Origin of the sequence: Streptomyces sp. NPDC007929, assembly GCF_042959065.1 — a bacterium.
Classification (GTDB): Bacteria; Actinomycetota; Actinomycetes; order Streptomycetales; family Streptomycetaceae; genus Streptomyces.
This window is the reverse complement of sequence record NZ_JBIBKD010000002.1, coordinates 196,199-217,654: the sequence shown is the minus strand read 5'-3', so window position 1 is coordinate 217,654 and position 21,456 is coordinate 196,199. Positions and strand designations below refer to the sequence as shown.

Sequence of the window (21,456 nt, the reverse complement as noted above, 5' to 3'; positions counted from 1 at the left end):
CGCAACTGTCTTCCGCACGCGCATGCTGACGGTCCGAATGATGTACAAGGCGGCCCCATGGACCCCCTCCAGCGGCCCGGCGGGGTGGTCCGGAGCACCTCCGGACGTCCTGTAGAGTTACGACGTCAGCAGGCGCCGCTAGCTCAGTTGGTTAGAGCAGCTGACTCTTAATCAGCGGGTCCGGGGTTCGAGTCCCTGGCGGCGCACCGACCGGGAAGGCCTCTCGCGGAAGCGAGGGGCCTTCTTGCGTACCCCCCGGGGCACCGGAGGGCGGACCTCGTTGAACCGGACGAGCCCGCCGGCCGTATGGAACGACAGGCCACGCGGAAGCCGGCCCCACGGAAGAGAACACTTCTGCAACATCCGCGCTCACCCCGTCCACATCGGCTCCACAGGGCCCCCACACCCGTCACAATGGACGCGTTTGACCGGTAACCACCGTGTTTCGCGTCTTGCGATCATGATGGACGCCGTAGAACTCTGGTTTTCCGGTTGTACAAGGTGCTGCGTGTTCGCGGCAGTTGGGGGGACTCGGAACCGGTTGCGGCGTGGACGGGGGTAGGGGCCCGTTCATGAACGGATGCCAAGGGGGGCATCATGCAACCGGAAGGTCGCGTTGCCGTGTCTATAGGGTGTGGATGACGTGGTGACCGCGATCCACCACTGATACGTCTGTGAAGGTCGAGGGGGACCTGGAGCAGACGGTAAGAAGCTACGAAACACGCGGCTGTCCGCGTGTGGGGGGATGACTCATGACGTCGAGGCCCACGGGTGCCCGGCAGGAAAACGACCCGTCCCAGACCACCCAGCTCAGGGTGCCTTCGCACCGCATGAGCACCACGGGGACGTTCCGGCGGATCAAGAAAACACTGCCGAGATACGACTACGAGCACTACAGCCGGCTCGCGGGTCCCCTCACCCAGCCGGATCCGAACAAGCCGTACAAGGTGCAGTACCGCTCGCTCATCTCGCAGGAGCCGCACCGCATCCGCGTCGCCCTGATGCTGGCCGCCGCCCCGGTGCTGTCCCTGGTGCTGCTGTTCTGGCTGCTCCAGCCCGAGCACTGGACCGAGCGCGACTACCCGGCCTTCGACTGGCTGCCCGCGCTGGACATGGTCATGCTCGTCTCGATCGGTCTGATCGAGTTCTTCCGCTGTATGAACGTGCTGTCCAACGCGCACGCCACGCTGGTGGCCCGCGACCCGATCCCGGTGGTGCCCGAGACCGGCACCAGAGTGGCCTTCCTCACCTCCTTCGTGCCCGGCAAGGAGCCGCTGGAGATGGTGACGAAGACCCTGGAGGCGGCCGTCAAGATCCGCCACCGGGGCCTGATGCACGTGTGGCTGCTCGACGAGGGCGACGACCCCGACGTGAAGGCGGTCTGCGAGCGCCTCGGCGTGCACCACTTCTCCCGCAAGGGCGTCGCGAAGTGGAACCAGGCCAAGGGCCCGCACCGCGCCAAGACCAAGCACGGCAACTACAACGCCTGGCTCGAGGCGCACGGCGACAACTACGACTTCTTCGCCTCCGTCGACACCGACCACGTGCCGCTGCCCAACTACCTGGAGCGGATGCTCGGCTTCTTCCGCGACCCGGACGTCGGCTTCGTCATCGGCCCGCAGGTCTACGGCAACTACGACAACCCCATCACCAAGGCCGCCGAGTCGCAGCAGTTCCTCTTCCACGCGCTGATCCAGCGCGCCGGCAACCGCTACGGCTCCCCCATGTTCGTCGGCACGTCCAACGCGGTGCGCATCAAGGCGCTCAAGCAGATCGGCGGTCTGTACGACTCGATCACCGAGGACATGGCGACCGGCTTCGAGATGCACCGCCACAAGAACCCGGCGACGGGCCGCAAGTGGCGCTCGGTGTACACGCCGGACGTGCTCGCCGTCGGTGAGGGCCCGAGCGCCTGGACGGACTTCTTCACCCAGCAGATGCGCTGGTCGCGAGGGACGTACGAGACGATCATCGGGCAGTACTGGAAGGGCTGGTACTCGCTGCCGCCGAGCAAGCTCTTCAACTACACGATGATGATCATCTTCTACCCGATGTCGGCCCTCAACTGGATCCTGGCCGCGCTGAGCTGCTGCCTGTTCCTGGGCCTGGGCGCCTCGGGCGTGAACATCGACCCGGCGGTCTGGCTGATGCTCTACGGCAACGCCTCCGCCCTGCAGATCGGCCTGTACGTCTGGAACCGCCGGCACAACGTCTCGCCGCACGAGCCGGAGGGCTCCGGTGGTGTGGCCGGCATGGTGATGTCCGCGCTGTCGGCGCCGCTGTACGCGAAGGCGCTGATCGACTCCGTGCTGCGGCGCAAGAGCAAGTTCGTCGTCACGCCCAAGGGCGACTCGGCGAGCCCGGACCGCTGGTTCGCCACGTTCCGCTACCACTGGTACTTCGTCGCGATCTTCGGTGGCTCGATCGCCGCCGGCTTCGTCTACGGCCACTCCCACCCCGCGATGATCATCTGGGCGACGTTCGCGCTGCTGATCACCGCCTCGCCGGTGTTCGCCTGGCGCTACCAGCTGCGGCAGGACGCGAAGAAGCCCGCCGCCCACGCCGCGAACCGGCCGCAGGACCCTGCGGAGGCACCCCGGACCCAGCCGCTGCCCATCCCGCAGCAGCCGACCGGGCACACCCCGCAGCACAAGCCCACGTGGGCCGCATCCCCGGGCGCACACGGGGAGGTCGGGGGATCCGACCAGACCATGCAGATCGCCCTTGGTGGACTTGGGGGACGTAAGGAATGAAGGACCGTGCAGGCCGCCGCCGGGCCCGTCGACTCGCGATCGGCACGGCGGTGGTACTCGCGCTGGCCGGGATGAACGGGCCGTGGCTCTACCGCTTCAGCACCGAGAAATACCACCAGTACAAGATCAACAAGCCGGAGTACAAGGCCGCGAACGGCAAGTGGGAGATCGTCGACTTCCCCGAGGAGTACCGGCAGAACACCATCCACGCGGCGCTGCTGCGCACCGGCAAGGTGCTGCTCGTCGCGGGGTCGGGCAACGACCAGGACAACTTCGACGCGAAGAAGTTCGACACCCGGATATGGGACCCGGTCAAGGGCACCATCAAGAAGGTGCCCACACCGGCCGACCTGTTCTGCACCGGTCACACCCAGCTCGCCAACGGCAATCTGCTGATCGCCGGCGGCACCAAGCGCTACGAGAAGCTCAAGGGTGACGTCACCAAGGCCGGCGGCCTGATGATCGTCCACAACGAGAACCCGGACGAGCCGATCACCCTGCCCGCGGGCACCACGTTCACCGGCAAGAAGAACGGCAAGACCTTCGTCTCCAAGGACCCGGTGCTCGTGCCGCGCGCCAAGAAGGTCTTCGACAAGGCGACCGGCAGGTTCCTGCGCAACGACCCCGGTCTCGGCCGGATCTACGTCGAGGCGCAGAAGCGGGGCAAGAAGTACGAGACGGGCACGCAGGACAACTACCGCGTGCACGGCCTGAAGGGCGCCGACGCCGAGAACACCTACGGCATCGCCCAGAAGCTCGCCCTGGACAAGAAGGACTTCCAGGGCATCCGGGACGCCTTCGAGTTCGACCCGGTGGCCGAGAAGTACATCAAGGTCGACCCGATGAAGGAGGCCCGCTGGTACCCGACGCTCACCACCCTGAGCGACGGGAAGATCCTCAGCGTCTCCGGCCTCGACGACATCGGCCAGCTGGTCCCGGGCAAGAACGAGGTGTTCGACCCGAAGACCAAGAAGTGGACCTACACCGACAAGGTCCGGCAGTTCCCGACCTACCCGGCGCTGTTCCTCATGCAGAACGGCAAGATCTTCTACTCCGGGTCCAACGCGGGCTACGGACCGGACAACGTCGGCCGTGAGCCGGGCGTGTGGGACGTCGACACCAACAAGTTCTCGAAGATCCCGGGCCTGAGCGACCCCACGCTGATGGAGACGTCCGGCACGGTCCTGCTGCCTCCGGCGCAGGACGAGAGGTACATGGTGGTCGGCGGTGGCGGCGTCGGCGAGTCCGAGCGGTCCAGCGAGAAGACCCGGATCGTCGACCTGAAGAAGCCGGACCCGCGCTTCGTGGACGGCCCGTCCCTGGACAAGGGCACGCGCTACCCGAGCGCCTCGGTCCTGCCCGACGACAGCGTGCTGATCTCCGGCGGTTCGGAGGACTACCGCGGCCGCGGCGACTCCAACATCTTCGAGGCGCGGCTGTACGACACGGAGAAGAACGAGCTCAAGCGCGTCGCCGACCCGCTCGTGGGCCGCAACTACCACTCCGGTTCGATCCTGCTGCCCGACGGCCGTGTGATGTTCTTCGGCTCCGACTCGCTCTACGCCGACAAGGCCAACACCAAGCCGGGCGAGTTCGAGCAGCGCATCGAGATCTACACGCCGCCCTATCTGTACGGCGACGGGGACCGGCCCTCGCTGTCGGGCGGGCCGCAGACCATCGAGCGCGGCTCCACGGGGACGTTCACCTCGTCGGACGCCTCCCGCGTCAAGAAGGTCCGGCTGATCCGGCCGAGTGCCGCCACACACGTCACGGACGTCGACCAGCGCTCGATCGCCCTGGACTTCAAGGCGTCCGGCGACAAGCTGACGGTGACCGTGCCGGAGAACCGGAACCTGGTCCAGGCGGGCTGGTACATGATGTTCGTGACGGACGCGGACGGGACGCCCAGCAAGGCGCAGTGGGTCAAGGTGCCCTGACGGGCAACCGGAAAGGGGCGCTCTCCGCGAGGAGAGCGCCCCTTCTTCGTGTGGGCCCGTGCGTCAGCCGGTGGCCTTCGCCAGCTTCAGGGCGTAGTCCGCCCACCACTGGCCCGCCTTGGGCCCGCCCTTGCACTCCCCGTCCGACTCGCCCGGCCGCTTCACCCACAGGTAGGCGTCGACCAGCGGGTCCGCCGTCTTCGTCGTCGGGGTCTCGCCCAGTGAGCGGCCCGGCGGGTTGCACCAGCGCTCGCCGGGGTCGCCGGCGCCGTAGGGACCCTTGCCGTTGCGGCTGGTGTCGATGACGAAGTGCTTGCCGCCCACCTTGGCGGAGAGCTGCTTGCCGTAGGCGATGGAGTCCTCGGTGGAGTAGAAGTTGGAGACGTTCACCGAGAAGCCGTCGGCCTGGGCGATGCCCGCGCGGTTCAGGGACTCGAAGATCTGGTCGGGCTTCTGCCAGCCGGCGTTGCCCGCGTCCAGGTAGACCTTGGTGTTCTTCAGCGACTTCAGCTTGGCGACGGCACCCTTGAGGAGGTCGTAGCGCTCCTCGTGGAACTGCTCCGGGGTGCAGCCGTCGACCAGGTGCAGCAGCGCGTCCGGCTCCAGGACGACGGTGGCGGCCCGGTCGCCGATGCCCGCGGCGACGCCGTCCAGCCACTCGCGGTAGGCGTTGCCGTCGGCGGCGCCGCCCTGCGAGTACTGGCCGCAGTCGCGGTGCGGGATGTTGTAGAGGACGAGCAGTGCCGTCCGGCCGGCCTTGTCGGCGGCCTCGGTGAAGCCCCGCGTCTGCTCCTGCGGCTCGTCCGGGCCGATCCACTCCGCGACCGGCTGCTCGGCGATCTTGCGGATCTGCTCGGCGTCCTGCTTCTTGCCGGACTTCTCCAGGGCTGCGACCTGCTGGGCCGCGGTTCCGTCCGGATTGACCCAGAACGGTGCTTTTTCCTTGGGCTGTTGGGTGATCCCGGCGCCCGCGTCGGCGCCCTTGTCCGATCCGTCTCCTCCGTCGGAGGAGGAACACCCCGTCACCAGCAGTGCCGCCCCCAGCACCGCTGCGGACATCCGCCTCCCGGCGAACACCCCCGCCCCCCTGCTGCCGTACATCCAACTCCCCCTTGGGTGCAGCGTTCGAAGTCTCAATCCTGGCATACGTCCCACGACACCCACGAGGCGAACCCCACCTGCGTGGATGACGCAGCGCCACGATGTCGGAACGTGGCGTCATCCAGCCTCGGGGCCCGGGTGGCCCTTCGGTTCTGGAGTCTTCACCGCACATGCCCGGCCCCCGGCCGGAGATTCATCTCAGAGTCCGGTGCCCGTCAGATACGCCGAGACGACCACGTTCGCCGTGTAGCTGCGCGTCGTACGGTCGAAGCTGCCGCCGCAGGTGACCAGCCGCAGTTCGGCCCGCCCCGACTCGCGCGGCCCGTACGCCTGGTGGGCGTCGAAGCGGTCGCGGGTGAGGACCTGGACGGACTCGACGGTGAACTCCGCGACCTTGGCGTCGGCCCGGAGCACCCGGATCGTCTGCCCCGGGCGCATGGCGCTGACCTTGTAGAACACGGCGGGCCGGGAGCCGGTGTCGACATGCCCGACCAGCAGCGCGGTGCCGGGCGACCCGGGCGCGACGCCACCGGAGTACCAGCCGACCACGTCCGGCCGGTCGTACGGCGGTGGATCGGGCGCCCCGCGTGCGTCGAGGCCGCGTGCCACCACCGGGGCCTGGATCCCGAGCCCGGGGATGTCGACGCGCTGCGGCAGCGCGTCGCCCAGCGGCCGGTGCTCGGGCGGCAGTTTGATGTCCGGGGGGCGTCCGGCCGCCGCCATGTCACCGGTCGCGGGGGCCGAGATGCCGTGCCGCACCTCGGTGACCTCGCGGCCCCACAGCCACAGGCCGAGCAGCAGCACGACCCAGGCCATGCCGGTCAGCAGCCGCCCGGCGCCCGAGAAGCGCCTCTGTACGTGATCGCGATCGTGATCGTGCATGGTCAGTCCGTTCCGCGGCCCCGGCGCAGACCGCGCAGCGCGACGACCACCGCGGCCACACCGGCGAGCACCAGCCCGGTCACCCCCTGCGCGGTACCGGGCCCGGCGCCGCGCTCCTCGGCCGCCACGAGCTCGGCGGCACCGCCGCCGCCGGCCCGGACGGGGGCGACGGGGGAGGCCGGTGCACCGGGCCGGTGGGACGGTGCCGTGTCCTCGTCGGCGTCGGGGGCGGACGACGGCTGTCCACCCTTCCCCGGAGCGGGCGGCCGGCCACCGGCCCCGGGTGCGGGCGCGCGTACGGGCGTGGCACCGGGCCGCGCCGCCTCGCCGTCCCGGACGGTGAGGATGCCGGTCTGTCGCGTGGCGCCGCAGCTGATCCGCACGGCGTACGAACCCGGCTCGGCGGTGGAGCGGACGCGGCTCTCGCCGGTGAGCCGGCGTGCGCCGGTGACGGTGAGCCGGGCGTCCGCGACGAGCGCCGCCGAGACGGCGACGGCCGTACGCCGCTCGCAGCCGGTGACGCGGAGTGTGATGTCACTGCCGGGGGCGGGGGCCGCCGGGGTCACCGAGACGCTTCCCGTGTCCGCCGCGTACGCCGCCGGGGCGAGCGCGACGGCGGCCAGGACGCCGGTACAGACAGTGACGCTCAGGGAACCCATCGTGAACCTCCAGATGCCTGGAGCCTCCCCCGCGCGGTGGGCCGCCGCATCCTCAAGGAAGCGGCGGCTGCTCCGGACGGGTGACGACGGGTTTGGCGGCGGTGCGGACGGCGGGTCGGGCAGCCGGTTCGGCGACGGGTCGGACGACGGTTCAGACCCGGTCGACGAGGTCCGCGATCGAGTCCACGACCTGCGACGGCCGGTACGGGAAGTCCTCGACCTGCTCGGGCCGGGTCAGGCCGGTGAGCACCAGGAACGTCTGCATCCCGGCCTCCATGCCCGCCAGCACGTCGGTGTCCATGCGGTCGCCGATCATCGCGCTGGTCTCGGAGTGCGCCCCGATGGCGTTCAGCCCGGTGCGCATCATCAGCGGGTTCGGCTTGCCCGCGAAGTACGGCTTCTTGCCGGTCGCCTGGGTGATCAGCGCGGCCACCGCGCCGGTCGCGGGCAGCGGGCCCTCGGTGGAGGGGCCCGTCTCGTCGGGGTTGGTGCAGATGAACCGGGCGCCGCCGAGGATGAGCCGCACCGCCTTCGTCATGGCCTCGAAGGAGTACGTGCGGGTCTCGCCGAGGACGACGTAGTCCGGCTCGTGGTCGGTCAGGATGTAGCCGATGTCGTGCAGCGCGGTGGTCAGCCCGGCCTCGCCGATCACGTACGCCGAGCCGCCCGGCCGCTGGTCGTCCAGGAACTGCGCGGTGGCCAGGGCCGAGGTCCAGATGGACTCGATCGGCACCTCCAGGCCCATGCGGCGCAGCCGGGCGTGCAGGTCGCGCGGGGTGTACATCGAGTTGTTGGTGAGGACCAGGAAGGGCTTCCCGGATTCGGTGAGCTTCTTCAGGAAGGCGTCGGCTCCGGGGATCGGTACGCCCTCGTGGATCAGCACCCCGTCCATGTCGGTGAGCCACGACTCGATGGGCTTGCGGTCTGCCATGTGCGGGATCTCCTGCCGTACGCGGTCCTGCGTGCGCCCCAGCCTAAACAGTGGCGGGATCTTGCGGAATGGCCCGTGTGCGGCGTCCCGACTGGCGGACGTCCTGCTCAGCGGCGGCGGCGTGCGACGAGCAGGACCCCGCCGGCGGTGAGCAGCAGGGCGGCGGCCGCCGCGGCGACCTGGGTGCCGGTTCCGGTGCGGGCCAGTTCCTCGGCGAAGGGGAACCGGTCCTCGCGGGGCGGGACGGAGGCGGTGGAGTCGGGGCGGGGTTCTTCACCCGTGCCGGTGCCGGTGTCGCTGTCGGTGTCGCTGTCGGGGTCCGTGCCGGTGTCGGTCCCCGGCTCGCCGTCGTCGATCCCGAACCGGTAGTCGTTGGACTGCCCGACCCAGTCGCCGTCGTCGTCGTGCCGCTGCACGACCGCTGCGTTGGCCGTCACGGCGTTGGGCACGGCGTCCGAGGTGAGGCTGAGCCGCACCTTCACGGTGACGGTTCCGCCCGGCTCGACGGTGAACCCGGCGAACCGGTCCTCCTCGTCGGCGAACGCCCCGACGAGTTCGTCCTCGCCGGTCTCCTCGAACCGCACGGGGTGGGCTCGCCCGCCCTCGAAGAACTCCAGGTGCGGCTGGGAGGGTTCCAGGGCCCGCTTGTCGTCGGTGAGCACGACGACGGGGTGGATCCCGGTGCAGGTCCGGTCGGTGGTGTTGGTCAGGTCGACGTACCAGGTCCCGAACCCGCCCCCGGCCGTGTAGGTGTCCGGCCCGCCGTGGATGCGGGTGGTGAGCGGGAAGGTGTGGTCGTCGGGCGCGGCACAGGAGGGCGCCGGGGCGTCCGCGCTCGCCGGATGAGCCCCGGGGAGCAGGACGGCGGCCGCCGCTGCCGCCGCCAGGCAGAGATGTGCGGGCGTGCAGAGTCGCATGATGATGTGACATTCCGACCGGCAAGGGCGACGACACGACCCGGACCCGAACCGCCCCCGAACGGCGGCGCGGATCCGCCCGGTCGGCGGACAGACCTACCTGCGCCCCAGGGCCTTGGCGCGCGTGTGGGCCCAGCCCGTGAGGACGAGACCCACCGCGGTGAGGACCGCGTAGGTCACCAGCAGCGGGACGAAGCCACCGGGCAGCCCGCCCAGCAGTCCCCGCTCGTCGTCGATGAGGAGCCGGGCGAGCCCCTCCGCGATTCAGCCGCCCCCACGCCCGAACACCGCCCCCAGCACCAACTCGGCCGCCCCCACCGCCACGGCCCCGCCGCCCCCGGCGGCGACGCACACCGGTACCGCGTCCTGGCCCGTGCGCCGGGCCCAGGCCGTCAGCACCGCGCCGACACCGTCCGTGAAGGCCTCCGGGGCCGCCGCCACCGTCCGGCCGCCGAGCAGGACGACGTCGATGTCGAGCAGCCCGACGAGGTTCGCCGCCCCGGCTCCCAGGACCCGTGCCGCCTCCCGCAGATCACCGCGCTCCACCGCACCGAGGCACAGGGCTTCGACACAGCCCCGGTTCCCGCAGGAGCAGGGCGGGCCGTCGAGCTGGATCACCTGGTGGCCGAACTCCCCGGCCCCGGTCCTGGCACCCCGGTGCACGCTGCCGCCGATGACCAGCCCTGCCCCCAGTCCGGTGCCGAGGTGCAGGTAGGCGAAGGAGCCGTCCTGGCCCGCGGCGGCGAGGCCCAGCGCCGCCGCGTTCGTGTCCTTGTCGACCACGACCGGCACGCCGAGCCGCTCCCTCAGCGCCTCCCGCAGCGGAAAGCCGTCCCACTCGGGAAACCCGGTCACCCGGTGCAGCACCCCCCGGACATGGTCAAGCGGCCCGGGCAACGCGACACCCACGCCGAGCAGGGCGGGACCGTGCCGGGCCGGGACGGGCCGGGAACCGCCCTCGACCGTCCCCGGCCGGGAATCCCCGCCCACCGCCGCCACCGTCTCCCGCACCGCCCCCAGCACGGCCTCCGCCCCCGCCCCCAGGTCGAGTGCGGCCCGCCGTTCCCTCGCCACGATGCCCCGCAGGTCCACGAGTACGGCCCGCACCTCGTCCCGGTCCAGGTGGACCCCGACCGCGTGTCCGGCCTCCGGCACCAGCCGGAGTACCGTGCGCGGCTTGCCTCCGGTGGAGGCCCGGCGGCCGGCCTCCGCCACGAGGCCGTTCTCCCGCAGCCGGGCCGTGATCTTGCTGACGGCCTGCGGGGTGAGGCCGGTCCGCTCGGCGAGTTCGAGGCGGCTGATGCCCTCGTCACCGGCCGTCCGCAGCAGATCGAGCACCAGCGCGGCGTTGTGGCTGCGCAGGGCGAGCAGGTTCACCCCGCCGCCGCCCGGCCCGGCCGGGCCGGGCGTGCCGGTCGGCCCCGGCCCTCGTGCCCCGCGCATGCCGCCCACTGCGCCCGTACGGTCGTCCGCCCTGTTCACACCCCCATTGTCCCCGGCGCTTGCACTTTGGCAACAGCGTTGCGAAAGTAGCCGGCATGACTGGCACACCCCTCCGCGTCGGCCTCGTCGGCTACGGCCTCGCCGGCTCCGTCTTCCACGCCCCGCTGATCGCCGCCACGGAGGGCCTCGCCCTCGACACGGTGGTCACCTCGAACCCGGACCGGCAGCGGCAGGCCCGTGCCGAGTTCCCGGACGTCCGCCTCGCCGCCACCCCGGACGAGCTGTTCGCCCGGTCCGCCGAGCTGGACCTGATCGTCGTAGCGTCCCCGAACAAGACGCACGTGCCGCTCGCGAGGACCGCGCTGGAGGCCGGCCTGCCGGTCGTGGTCGACAAGCCCGTCGCGGGCACCGCGGCCGAGGCCCGTGAGCTCGCCACCCTCGCCGAGGAACGCGAGCTGCTCCTCTCCGTCTTCCAGAACCGCCGCTGGGACAACGACTTCCTCACCCTGCGCAAGCTCCTGAACGAGGGCGAGTTGGGCGACGTATGGCGATTCGAGTCCCGCTTCGAGCGCTGGCGTCCGAAGCCGAAGGGCGGCTGGCGGGAGTCCGGCGACCCCGCAGAGATCGGAGGTCTGCTCTACGACCTCGGCAGTCATGTCGTCGACCAGGCCCTGGTCCTGTTCGGCCCGGCGGCCTCCGTCTACGCGGAGACGGACATCCGCCGCCCGGGCGCCGAGACGGACGACGACACGTTCATCGCGATCACCCACACCGGCGGCGTCCGATCCCACCTCTACGTCTCCGCGACGACCGCCCAACTCGGCCCCCGCTTCCGCGTCCTGGGCTCGGCCGCCGGTTACGTCAAGTACGGCCTCGACCCCCAGGAGGCGGCGCTCCGGGACGGCCTGCGCCCCGGCCCCGACTGGGGTGCGGAGCCCGAGTCGCTGTGGGGCCGCGTGGGCTCCGGCGAGTCCCCGGTGACCGGCGGCGGTCGCGCCGAACCCACCCTCCCCGGCGACTACCCGGCTTACTATGCCGCCGTGGCGAAGGCCCTGCTGGAGGGCGCCCCGAACCCGGTGACCGCACGGGAGGCGGCCGCCGCCCTGGACGTACTGGAGGCCGCCCGTCGTTCGGCCCGCGAGAAGGTGACGGTGACCCTGTGACCCACAAGAGCAACCCCTCGCACAGCCAGGGGCTCACCCCGAAGTTCCACCCGGAGCTCACCCCGAGCATCGAGGAACTGGAGAAGCAGGAACGCCTGCTGGTGTTCCGCCAGTTCACCCACGACGACGCCTGGGCGCTCGGCTCGCTCCTCGTCGAGCTGGCCCGGGAGCGGCAGGCCCCGGTCGCCATCGACATCCACCGCTCCGGCCAGCAGCTCTTCCACGCGGCGCTGCCCGGCTCCACCCCGGACAACGACGCCTGGATCGCCCGCAAGCGCCGGGTCGTCGAGCGCTACGGCTCCGCCTCCTACCTGGTCGGCGCCCGCTTCCGCGCCAAGGGCAGCACCTTCGAGGAGTCCTCGCGCCTCGACCCCGACACCTACGCGGCCCACGGCGGTTCCTTCCCGATCACCGTCGAGGGCGTGGGCGTGATCGGCGCGGTGACGGTGTCCGGCCTGCCGCAACTCGACGATCACCGGATGGTGGTGGAGGCACTTGAGCAGTTCCTGGAAGGCTAGGCCCCTCACGGAATGAGCGGAGACTCCCTCCGGTTGGCACCCGTGCACGCGCGATCAGGCACGGCGCCCCAACCGGAGGGACCCCACCGATGACCACCCCCCTGAAGGAGACGCTCGGCCGGTACGGCATCTGGAGCGTGGGCCTGCGCTCCGAGGACCCGGACCGCCGTGGCGAACTCGCCGAGGCCGCCGCCGAACTGGAGGAACTCGGCTACGGCGCCCTCTGGCTGGGCGGCAACAGCTCCGCCGCCAACGCCGCCCCGCTCATCGAGGCGACCTCGAAGATCCAGGTCGGCACCAGCATCCAGAGCATCTGGCAGCACGAGCCGGAGGCCTCCGCATCGGCCTTCGCGGACCTGGAGTCGTCTCACCCCGGGCGTTTCCTGCTGGGCCTCGGAGTGAGCCACGCCAAGCGGGTGGAGCAGTACGCCCGCCCCTACTCGGCCCTGGTCGCCCACCTCGACGGCCTGGACGCCGCCGGACTGCCGGAGGACCGCCGGCTGCTGGCCGCCCTGGGCCCGAAGTCGCTGCGGCTGGCCCGCGACCGGGCGACGGGCTCGATCCCGTACCTGGTCACCCCCGAGCACACCGCGCACGCCCGCGAGATCCTGGGCGAAGGCCCCCTGCTCGCCCCCGAGCTGGGCGTGATCCCGGAGACGGACCCGGCCCGCGCCCGCGCCCTGGCCCGCGAGTTCCTCGGCATCTACCTTCCGCTGCCGAACTACACCAACAACTTCCTCCGGCACGGCTTCACCGAGGAGGACCTGGCGGACGGCGGCAGCGACCGCCTGGTCGACGCACTGTTCGCCTGGGGCGACGACGAGGCGATCCGCGCCAAGATCGACAGCTACTTCACGGCGGGCGCGGACCACCTCGCCCTCCAGGTGGTGAACGACGAGCCCCGCGACGCCCTCCCGAGGAAGACGTGGCGTGACCTGGCATCTCTACTGACCTGAGGTTCACCAGCCCCAGGGGCGCGGGGAACTGCGCGAACGACCACGACGCACCCGCGGCCGCCGACGTTCCGCAGTTCCCCACCCGTCACGCGTCAGGCGTCAGGCCTCAGGCGTCACGCGTCAGGCGTCACGCATCCTTGAACTCCTGGCGCTGCCGTCCCAGCCCCTCGATCTCCAGTTCCACGACGTCCCCGGCCCGCAGGAAGGGCTTCGGCTCAGGCGCCCCCAGCGCAACCCCCGCAGGCGTCCCGGTATTGATGACATCCCCCGGGTACAGCGTCATGAACTGGCTGAGGTACCGCACGACCTCCCCTACCGGGAAGATCTGCTCAGCAGTCGTGCCGTCCTGCTTCAGCTCCCCGTTGACCCAGAGCCTGAGGGACAGGTTCTGCGGGTCCGGCACCTCGTCCGCCGTCACCAGCCACGGCCCGAGCGGATTGAACGTCTCGCAGTTTTTCCCCTTGTCCCAGGTCCCGCCCCGCTCGATCTGGAACTCCCGCTCGGACACGTCGTGCGCCACGGCGTACCCGGCGACATGCGCGAGCGCCTCCTCCGCGGACTCCAGGTACCGGGCCGTACGCCCGATGACGACGGCCAGCTCGACCTCCCAGTCGGTCTTGAGGGACCGGCGCGGCACGAGGACCGTGTCGTGCGGGCCGACCACGGTGTCGGGCGCCTTCATGAAGACGACCGGCTCGGCGGGCGGCTCGGCGCCGGTCTCGCGCGCGTGGTCGTGGTAGTTCAGCCCGATGCAGACGATCTTGCCGATCCGCGCCAGCGGCGGCCCGACGCGCAGCCCGGTGGCGTCAAGGACGGGCAGGTCACCGGCGTCGGCGGCGGCCCGGATCCGGCCGAGCGCCTCCTCGTCGGCGAGCAGCGCACCGTCGATGTCCGCCACGACGCCCGACAGGTCGCGCAGGGCCCCGTCGGCGTCGAGCAGCGCGGGCCGCTCCGCCCCGGCCGTACCGACTCGCAGCAGCTTCATGATCAGTCTCCCTCGATCGCGGGCGCCCGACCGATGCGCGCGGCCCTGGTGCGGAGGGACAGCCATCGGAGGACTGGTCGATCCTCCAAGCTGGGAGTGCGCTCCGCAATACCCCGTTCACGTACTGGACCGAACCCGCCGGGTCACCGGTACAGCACGGCCCGCTCGACGACACTCCACGTCGTGCTGGTGACGACGTACAGCGCGGCGGCCAGCGGTACGACGGCCACGGTGACCAGCGTGAAGAACGACATGAACGGCATCACCCGGCTCACCGCCGCCAACCCGGGCAGCTGCTCCCCGCCACCGGCGACCTGGGCGGGCGGATTGGCGGCCATGGTGCGCTTGCTGAGCCGGTAGCCGAACGCGGCGACGCATCCGACGATCACGAACAGCACGGCGTAGACGAGCCCCGCGCCCCCGAGGACACCGTCCTGGAGCGCGTCCGTCCACCGCCCCCCGAGGGGCGCGGCGAGCAGCCGGTGACCGAGCAGCGCGTTGGCCTCGCCGCCGATCGTGTCGCTGGAGAACAGGTGGTAGAGCAGGAAGAACGCGGGGATCTGGAGCATCCCGGGCAGACAGCCGGCCAGCGGTGACACCTTCTCCTCGGCGTGCAGCTCCAGCACGGCCTTCTGGAGCTTCTCGGGGTCCTTGCCGTGCCGCTTCCGCAGCTCGGCGATCTTCGGCTGGAGCGCGGTCCGGGCCTTCTGGCCGCGCGCGGCGGCCCGGGAGAGGGGGTGGACGAGGAGGCGTACGAGCGCGGTGAACAGGACGATCGCGGCGGCGGCGGCCGAGGCGCCGAACAGCGGCTGGAGCAGGTCGGCGAGATGCTCGACCAAGGTGGCGAAGACGGACATGGGTGAGCCCTCCGGGGGTCTCGTCGTGCCGGAATCAGGTCATGGCGGCATGACGACCCGCGCGGGGTCACCGAGGTGTGGATACGCCCCTACGCGACGGTCGCCCGGAGGGCGTGACCGGGTGCCCGGGGCCGGGTGCGCCCCCGGGCGTCGGGATCGCGCTGCGGCAGGAAGGCCGTACGCCGGTCCCGGTCGCGGATGGCCGTACGCACCCGGGTGCGCGGCACGGCGGGCGCACAGCGCGCGGCGACGACGGCGCAGAGCGCGAGGGCGGACGAGGCCGCGGCGGTGGCGGCGAGGGCGACGGTGGCGGAGAGGCTGCCGGTGTCGAGCAGCGCCACCTGGAGGAGCAGGAAGAGCAGCACGAGGGCGGGACGCAGGATCGCCCGGCTCCGGTGCATCGGCTGCCCCTCCCCTCGCATGTGCGTTCGTTCGCCCTGCCGTCCGTTATACAGGACCACCCTCCCGCCCGGGTCCGCGACTTCGTACACGGGTTTGAGAAAGGTTCGTCAGAACTCTCGACAACCCACCCGCCACACCCGATGCTTCTCGTCACCCGACAACGGGCTCCCTCGCGACGCCGGGCCGGGGACCGGCGTGCGCCCTGAACTCCCTTACGGAGGAGCCGTGATCCGACGCAGAAGTCTGCTGGCCGCAGCAGGCGGAACGTTTCTCGGCAGTGCCCTGGCGACGGGCACCGCGCGCGCGGACGCCACGATCGCCGTCAACCCGTCCACGACATACGGCACATGGGAGGGCTGGGGCACCTCCCTCGCCTGGTGGGCCAACGTCTTCGGCGCCCGGGACGACTTCGCCGACCTGTTCTTCACCACCAAGTCCGTCACGTACAACGGCCGTTCCCTGCCCGGCCTCGGCCTCAACATCGCCCGCTACAACCTCGGCGCGTGCAGCTGGAACAGCGTCGACGGCGAGACGATGGTGAAGTCGCCCAACATCCCCGCCTTCAAGCAGATCGAGGGCTTCTGGCAGGACTGGAACAACGAGGACCCCACCTCCTCGGCGTGGAAGTGGACGGCGGACGCCAACCAGCGCGCGATGCTGGTGAAGGCGACCCAGCGCGGCGCGATCACCGAACTGTTCGCCAACTCCCCCATGTGGTGGATGTGCTCCAACCACAACCCCTCGGGCGCGGCGGGCGGCGGCAACAACCTCCAGACCTGGAACTACCGCCAGCACGCGAGCCACTTGGCGGCGACGGCCCTGTACGCGAAGAACAACTGGGGCGTGAACTTCGCGACGGTCGACCCCTTCAACGAGCCGGCCTCCACCTGGTGGACCGCGACCGGCACCCAGGAGGGCTGCCACATGGACCCGGCGGTCCAGGCGGCCGTACTCCCCCACATGCGCAGCGAGCTGGACAAACGCGGCCTCACGGGGCTGCGCATCGCGGCCTCGGACGAGACGAACTACGACACGGCCCGCTCCACCTGGGGATCTTTCGGTACGTCGACGAAGGCCCTGGTCTCCCAGGTCAACGTGCACGGCTACCAGGGCTCGGGGGGCCGCCGCGACCTCCTCCACACGGACGTGGTCACCACCTCCCGCAAGAAGCTGTGGAACTCCGAGACGGGCGACAGCGACGGCTCGGGCCTGACGATGGCGTCGAACCTCTGCCTCGACTTCCGCTGGCTGCACCCCACGGCCTGGTGCTACTGGCAGGTCATGGACCCGTCGACGGGCTGGGCGATGATCGCCTACGACGCGAACACCCTCCAGCCGACCACCGTCCAGACCAAGCACTATGTGATGGCCCAGTTCAGCCGCCACATCCGCCCCGGCATGACGATCCTGGACACGGGCGTGGGCTACGCGGTGGCGGCGTACGACGCGACGGCCCGCCGCCTGGTGATCGTCGCGGTGAACACCTCCACCTCCGCCCAGACCCTCACCTTCGACCTCTCCCGCTTCGCGACGGTGACGGGCGGCTCGGGCGGCCTGGTCCCCCGCTGGAACACGGTCACGACGGGCGGCGGCGACCTCTACACGGCCCGCTCGGACATCCGCCTGTCCGGCAAGTCCGTAGCCGTTCCATTCGCTGCAAAATCGGTCCAAACCCTCCAAATAGACGGCGTTACGCTCTAGATCGACGCCGGCCGGTGGTTCGGGACGAACCGTGCACCCCGGACGACGAGCGCGAGAGAAGCCCTGGCTGCCCCCGATATCGGGTCTGGCCTGCACATCTCTCACGCTCGTCACCTCCCGGCAGTACGGTGTCCCCCATGCGCCCCGACACGCCTGCCGAAAACGTCGACCACACCGCCGAGGCGGCACGCCTGGAGCGGACCGCCGGCCTGTATCCCGAGGACGCCGAGGCCCTGCTGCTGCGGGCGGCGGCCCATCTGGAACTCTCCGGCGACCGCCCCACCGCGACCACGCTCTACGACCGCCTGCTGTCCTCCCCCGACGGCCTGGAGAACCCCCATCTGGTGCGGGCGCTCAAGGCCTCGAACCTCTGGGAGTACGGCCACGAGGCCGAGGCCCGCGCGATCATCGAGGGCGTCCGGGTGGCGGCCCCGAAGGACCCGGCCCCCTGGGTGATCGTCGCGGAGTCCCTGGAATCCCACGACGAACTGGAAGCGGCCCACGAGACGTTCACGGAGGCCGTACGCCGCCTCCTGACGGACGTCGAGGAGCCCCCGCAGCCGACCCACCCCCTCCTCTTCGGCCGCCACCGGGTCCGCCGCATGCTGGGCCGCTCCCACGACGAGTGGGACGCCCTCGCGGACTCGGTCCACTCCCTCCCGATCACCCTGGACGAGCTCCACGACCCCAAGCGCGTCTGGTCCCTGGGCTCGGAGAACCCGGCGGAACTGGAAGCGGAGATCCTCCGCCTCCGAGCGGAACTGGGCGCGTACCGGGCGGCCCTCTCCCGCCCCTTCCCGGTGGCGATCCTGCACTGGCCGGCGACGGAGCTCACGGAACTCCTGGAGGCGTACCCGACCCTCGCGTCGGAGTACCCGACCCACGCCGAGCACCTGGCCTCGATAGAGCAGTCCCTGCGCGAACTCGCCGCCTCCGGCACCCCGAACCTGGGCATCGTCACAGGTACGGTCCCGTCCTACGAGGCCTTCGCAGCCTCGGAACTCTCCTCCCCGACCGACCCGACCCTCCTCCCCCAGTACGCGACGACACTGGCGGCCCGCGGCCGAGCAGTGGCATGGCCACCACAGTCGGGAGCGACCTGCTGGTGCGGCTCGGGCCGGACATACGGCCAGTGCCACGGCACCACGGCCTGACACGGGGAGATCCACCGACCGGTCGCCGCTGACCCAACCCGGCGTGCGCGACGCCACCGCCGCGCCCGCCACGCCGGGCACCCCCAGCACACACCACCGCCACCGCCCCGGTCTCCCACGCCCCCGGGCGCCGCCCTCTGAAGCGATCAGCTTGCGGCAAAAGCCCTTCGCGTGTCAGTGGCTACTGCTAGAACTGACCGGATCGCCATGAGTGATCAGGTGGATACCGGCTCAGACCATGAAACAGCGATGACCGACCATGACGACACACAGGTGTGAGGCCCGACGGTGAACGGCATGACGCCTTCGTCTCCCGGTGTCTCGGCCCGCATGAGCAGACAGGCGAGCAAGGACACCGCTGTCGAGTTGGCGGTACGCAGGCTGCTGCACGCGGCCGGTCTGCGGTACCGCGTGGAGTACCCGGTGCCGGGCCTGCCCCGACGCCGTATCGACGTGGCATTCCCACGAGCGAAGGTGGCCGTCCTCATCGACGGGTGCTTCTGGCACGGCTGCCCTCAGCACGCCACGCACCCGAAGGCGAACGCGGACTGGTGGCGGACCAAGCTCGAACGCAACATGGCGCGGGACAGGGAGACGACCGAGCATCTGACCGCGGCAGGATGGGCCGTGCTGCGGTTCTGGGAGCACGAGGCTCCCGAGGATGTGGCGGTACGAGTGGCGGCAGCGGTGCACAGACGTCGGTCGGGACCGAACAGGGGGGAAGAAGAGTGAGCGGCCTCACTTTCGTGGATGTGTGCTCCGGGGCGGGCGGGCTTGCCCTCGGTCTTGAGCGGGCGGGGTTCGAACCGCGTCTCCTGTTGGACGACGACGATTCATCCGTCGCGACCCTGCGGGCCAACCGGCCACAGTGGAACGTGCTGCACACCGATCTGCTGGACTTCGACCCGGCCGAGCACCCGGTGAGTCACGACGTGGACCTCCTGGCGGCGGGCCTGCCGCGGGTGAAGTCGAGTGCGACCGTCGGACGGGCCGACTCGGACGTGGAGGAGCGGCTGCTGGAAGCCGCCGTCTATCTCGTCCATGCGATCAGGCCTCGGGCAGTGCTCATCGAGAACGTCCCCGGCCTCGCCCACGCGGACGAGTACCAGCCGTTCCGCGACTTCGCCCGGGCCGAACTCGCTCACTTGGGGTATGAATTCAGCTGGTTCGTCATGAATGCTGTCGATTTCGGGGTGCCGCAGAGTCGTAAGCAGGGCGTCCTGGTCGCCGTGGAGCGCAACCGCGCCCAGGCGTTCCGACCGCCGACGCCGACCGTGCTGGAGCCGACGACGGTCGGCGCCGCCCTCGGCCCGTCCATGGCCGCTCGCGGTTGGCAGGACGCCGTCCGTTGGGCCGCCCAGGCCGACCAACCGGCTCCCACACTGGTCGGAGGATCGAAGAACCGAGGCGGGGCCGACCTGGGCCCGACCGGAGCCAAACGCAAGTGGGCGACCATGGGTGTCAACGCGCACTCGCTGGGCGACATGGTTCCTGGCCCGGAGTTCGTCTATGACCCCGAACTCGGCAGGGACAACATGGTGAAGATCACGGTCGAACAGGCGGCCCTGCTGCAGGCGTTTCCCGAGTCGTGGGAAATCACCGGGCTCAAGACCGCCCGCTACCGCCAGATCGGACATGCCACCCCACCGCCCGTCGCGGAGGCGCTGGGACGGGCCTTCGCGGAAGCGCTCGACGGCGAGCCGGCAGTCCCCTCGGCCGGCTAGACTTCCGCCACATGACCAGCACGGCGCCACACCAGTCCGTCCTCGACAAGCCATTTGTCCTGGATCTCTTCGCGGGTCCTGGAGGGCTGGACGTCGCCGGGCACGCACTCGACATCCCGAGCCTCGGCATCGAGTGGGACAGGAGTGCGTGCCTGACGAGATACGCGGCGGGGCTGGACACCCTCCACGCGGACGTGAGCGCGGTACGCCGGGATGCCTTCGAGTCGCTGCCGCCGGAGATCAACGTGCTCGCCGGTGGCCCCCCGTGCCAGACGTACTCCGTCGCCGGCAAGGGCGCAGGCCGCAAGGCGCTGGAAGAGGTCAAGGAGTACATCGAGCGGCTGATGGCCGGGCACTCCGACGAGGCGATCGACAGGAGCTTGAAGAAGCTCAGCGATCCGCGCACCGCGATGGTCCTGGAACCCCTCAGGTACGCCATCCAGGCCACCAGGAGCCCGAACAGGCAGAAGCGCCCCTACGACGTCATCGTCCTGGAACAGGTCCCCGCGGTCGAGGCTCTCTGGAACCACTACGCCAAGGTGTTGGAGCAGACCGGCCTCCCCGACGGCACCACGTACAAGGTCGTCGTCGACGTCCTCGACACCGAGACCTACGGGGTGCCGCAGACGCGATCCCGCGCAGTGTTGATCGCTCGCCGTGAAGGACTCGGTCAGCCGTCGCTTCCCGCGCCGACGCACCGGGCGTACGAGGCGAAGGAATGGAATCGCAGGGCCGAACTGTCGGCGAGCGGAGTCCATCAACCCACCCTCGACGACAAGGACACCGAAGACGAGGTGAGGGAGTCCCGGGCAACCGACGACAGTGCTTTGAAGCCCTGGAAGTCGATGGGTGAGGTGCTTGCCCGTCCGGTGGGCACGCACCCGGGTCGGCGCACTCCGTTCCTGGTCCGCTCGAACTACGGCAGCTCCGGCGTCCCGGGGCGACGTGGGGTACGGACCGATCTGCAGCCCGCCGCCACCGTGACCGGTCGCATCTCCCGCTTCGTGGTCTTCGAGCACCTCGACGAGCAGGTCGTGCGCGAGGGCGCGCGATTCAGCATGAACGAGGCGGGCATGCTGCAGAGTTTCCCACCGGACTATCCCTGGTCCGGTACGGCACAGGCGCAGCAGGTGGGCAACGCCGTGCCGCCCGTGTTCGGTGCCCACCTGCTGAGCGCCGCGCTCGGTCTTCCCGTTCCGGACCTGGATGTCCTCAGGAAGCCGTGGGTGCCGGCCACGGAGGAACAGCGGGCCAAGCTGCGCAGTCACGGCTGCGGGACCGCGGACGCCTGTACCGCCAGTTGCCCGCGCCCCGAGGATCAGGCGCCGGCCCGCTCCGCCGCACACTCCCGGACCGATACGTCGAAGAAGTAG

At 70.6% G+C, this 21,456-nt stretch carries 19 protein-coding genes and 1 tRNA gene; 11 read left to right on the top strand and 9 right to left on the bottom strand.

Translation table 11 applies throughout. The features are described 5' to 3' along the window. Window positions 1-132 precede the first annotated feature (132 nt). The 3 genes from ACFZDE_RS05785 (at window position 133) to ACFZDE_RS05775 (ending at window position 4,690) form a co-directional block, all read left to right on the top strand. Window positions 133-206: transfer RNA gene (locus ACFZDE_RS05785), tRNA-Lys, on the top strand. A gap of 546 nt (window positions 207-752) precedes the next feature. Then, window positions 753-2,753: a glycosyltransferase family 2 protein gene (locus ACFZDE_RS05780; RefSeq protein WP_391197758.1), complete on the top strand. Its 2,001-nt coding sequence runs from the start codon at window positions 753-755 to the stop codon at window positions 2,751-2,753. Further along, complete coding sequence (locus ACFZDE_RS05775) at window positions 2,750-4,690, top strand: galactose oxidase-like domain-containing protein (protein ID WP_391197755.1); 1,941 nt, start codon at window positions 2,750-2,752, stop codon at window positions 4,688-4,690. Before ACFZDE_RS05780 ends, ACFZDE_RS05775 begins: the two co-directional genes overlap by 4 nt. A 63-nt stretch (window positions 4,691-4,753) precedes the next feature. Here the strand turns inward: ACFZDE_RS05775 and ACFZDE_RS05770 are convergent, their stop codons facing one another. The 6 genes from ACFZDE_RS05770 to ACFZDE_RS05745 all read right to left on the bottom strand — a co-directional run bounded on the left by ACFZDE_RS05770 (window position 4,754) and on the right by ACFZDE_RS05745 (window position 10,623). Next, entirely contained in the window at window positions 4,754-5,791 is a 1,038-nt protein-coding gene (locus tag ACFZDE_RS05770; RefSeq protein ID WP_391197752.1) for a glycoside hydrolase family 6 protein, read from the bottom strand. A 198-nt stretch (window positions 5,792-5,989) separates the two neighbouring features. After that, window positions 5,990-6,673 (bottom strand): class F sortase, encoded by a 684-nt coding sequence (locus ACFZDE_RS05765; protein WP_391197749.1) that lies wholly within the window; start codon window positions 6,671-6,673, stop codon window positions 5,990-5,992. A gap of 2 nt (window positions 6,674-6,675) precedes the next feature. Next, window positions 6,676-7,332 carry a hypothetical protein gene (locus tag ACFZDE_RS05760; RefSeq protein WP_391197747.1) on the bottom strand — a complete coding sequence of 219 codons (657 nt, stop codon included), beginning with the start codon at window positions 7,330-7,332 and terminating at the stop codon, window positions 6,676-6,678. Window positions 7,333-7,483: 151 nt separating this feature from the next. Beyond that, window positions 7,484-8,263, bottom strand: a complete 780-nt coding sequence (locus ACFZDE_RS05755) for an HAD-IIA family hydrolase (RefSeq protein ID WP_184846782.1) — start codon at window positions 8,261-8,263, stop codon at window positions 7,484-7,486. A 107-nt stretch (window positions 8,264-8,370) separates the two neighbouring features. Continuing rightward, window positions 8,371-9,180 carry an LPXTG cell wall anchor domain-containing protein gene (locus tag ACFZDE_RS05750; protein ID WP_391197744.1) on the bottom strand — a complete coding sequence of 270 codons (810 nt, stop codon included), beginning with the start codon at window positions 9,178-9,180 and terminating at the stop codon, window positions 8,371-8,373. Window positions 9,181-9,444: 264 nt separating this feature from the next. Beyond that, the gene (locus ACFZDE_RS05745; RefSeq protein ID WP_391198894.1) at window positions 9,445-10,623 is read right to left on the bottom strand and encodes an ROK family protein; all 1,179 of its coding nucleotides are present in this window, start codon (window positions 10,621-10,623) and stop codon (window positions 9,445-9,447) included. A gap of 95 nt (window positions 10,624-10,718) precedes the next feature. Here ACFZDE_RS05745 and ACFZDE_RS05740 point away from each other — a divergent pair, with 95 nt between their 5' ends. The 3 genes from ACFZDE_RS05740 (at window position 10,719) to ACFZDE_RS05730 (ending at window position 13,260) form a co-directional block, all read left to right on the top strand. Continuing rightward, window positions 10,719-11,786, top strand: coding sequence for a Gfo/Idh/MocA family oxidoreductase (locus tag ACFZDE_RS05740; RefSeq protein WP_391197742.1), 1,068 nt, complete (start codon window positions 10,719-10,721; stop codon window positions 11,784-11,786). Further along, window positions 11,783-12,304 carry a heme-degrading domain-containing protein gene (locus tag ACFZDE_RS05735; RefSeq protein ID WP_391003211.1) on the top strand — a complete coding sequence of 174 codons (522 nt, stop codon included), beginning with the start codon at window positions 11,783-11,785 and terminating at the stop codon, window positions 12,302-12,304. The genes ACFZDE_RS05740 and ACFZDE_RS05735 overlap by 4 nt, the downstream gene beginning before the upstream one ends. Window positions 12,305-12,393: 89 nt before the next feature. Further along, entirely contained in the window at window positions 12,394-13,260 is an 867-nt protein-coding gene (locus tag ACFZDE_RS05730) for a TIGR03620 family F420-dependent LLM class oxidoreductase (protein ID WP_391197740.1), read from the top strand. A gap of 127 nt (window positions 13,261-13,387) precedes the next feature. On the opposite strand, the gene ACFZDE_RS05725 is transcribed toward ACFZDE_RS05730, so the two are convergent. The 3 genes from ACFZDE_RS05725 to ACFZDE_RS05715 all read right to left on the bottom strand — a co-directional run bounded on the left by ACFZDE_RS05725 (window position 13,388) and on the right by ACFZDE_RS05715 (window position 15,503). After that, the gene (locus ACFZDE_RS05725) at window positions 13,388-14,245 is read right to left on the bottom strand and encodes a fumarylacetoacetate hydrolase family protein (protein ID WP_391197738.1); all 858 of its coding nucleotides are present in this window, start codon (window positions 14,243-14,245) and stop codon (window positions 13,388-13,390) included. 143 nt (window positions 14,246-14,388) lie between these two features. After that, on the bottom strand, window positions 14,389-15,102 hold the full coding sequence (locus ACFZDE_RS05720) for a membrane protein insertase YidC (protein WP_391197735.1): 714 nt from the start codon (window positions 15,100-15,102) through the stop codon (window positions 14,389-14,391). A gap of 89 nt (window positions 15,103-15,191) precedes the next feature. Then, on the bottom strand, window positions 15,192-15,503 hold the full coding sequence (locus ACFZDE_RS05715; protein WP_391003203.1) for a DUF6412 domain-containing protein: 312 nt from the start codon (window positions 15,501-15,503) through the stop codon (window positions 15,192-15,194). A gap of 226 nt (window positions 15,504-15,729) precedes the next feature. Between ACFZDE_RS05715 and ACFZDE_RS05710 the strand changes: the two genes are divergently transcribed. The 5 genes from ACFZDE_RS05710 (at window position 15,730) to ACFZDE_RS05690 (ending at window position 21,456) form a co-directional block, all read left to right on the top strand. Continuing rightward, window positions 15,730-17,205, top strand: a complete 1,476-nt coding sequence (locus ACFZDE_RS05710; RefSeq protein WP_391197732.1) for a beta-1,6-galactanase — start codon at window positions 15,730-15,732, stop codon at window positions 17,203-17,205. A gap of 137 nt (window positions 17,206-17,342) precedes the next feature. Then, entirely contained in the window at window positions 17,343-18,359 is a 1,017-nt protein-coding gene (locus tag ACFZDE_RS05705; protein ID WP_391197730.1) for an SEC-C metal-binding domain-containing protein, read from the top strand. 330 nt (window positions 18,360-18,689) lie between these two features. After that, window positions 18,690-19,091, top strand: coding sequence for a DNA mismatch endonuclease Vsr (locus ACFZDE_RS05700; protein ID WP_391198891.1), 402 nt, complete (start codon window positions 18,690-18,692; stop codon window positions 19,089-19,091). Next, window positions 19,088-20,083 carry a DNA cytosine methyltransferase gene (locus ACFZDE_RS05695; RefSeq protein WP_391197727.1) on the top strand — a complete coding sequence of 332 codons (996 nt, stop codon included), beginning with the start codon at window positions 19,088-19,090 and terminating at the stop codon, window positions 20,081-20,083. Before ACFZDE_RS05700 ends, ACFZDE_RS05695 begins: the two co-directional genes overlap by 4 nt. 11 nt (window positions 20,084-20,094) lie before the next feature. Next, entirely contained in the window at window positions 20,095-21,456 is a 1,362-nt protein-coding gene (locus tag ACFZDE_RS05690; protein WP_391197725.1) for a DNA cytosine methyltransferase, read from the top strand.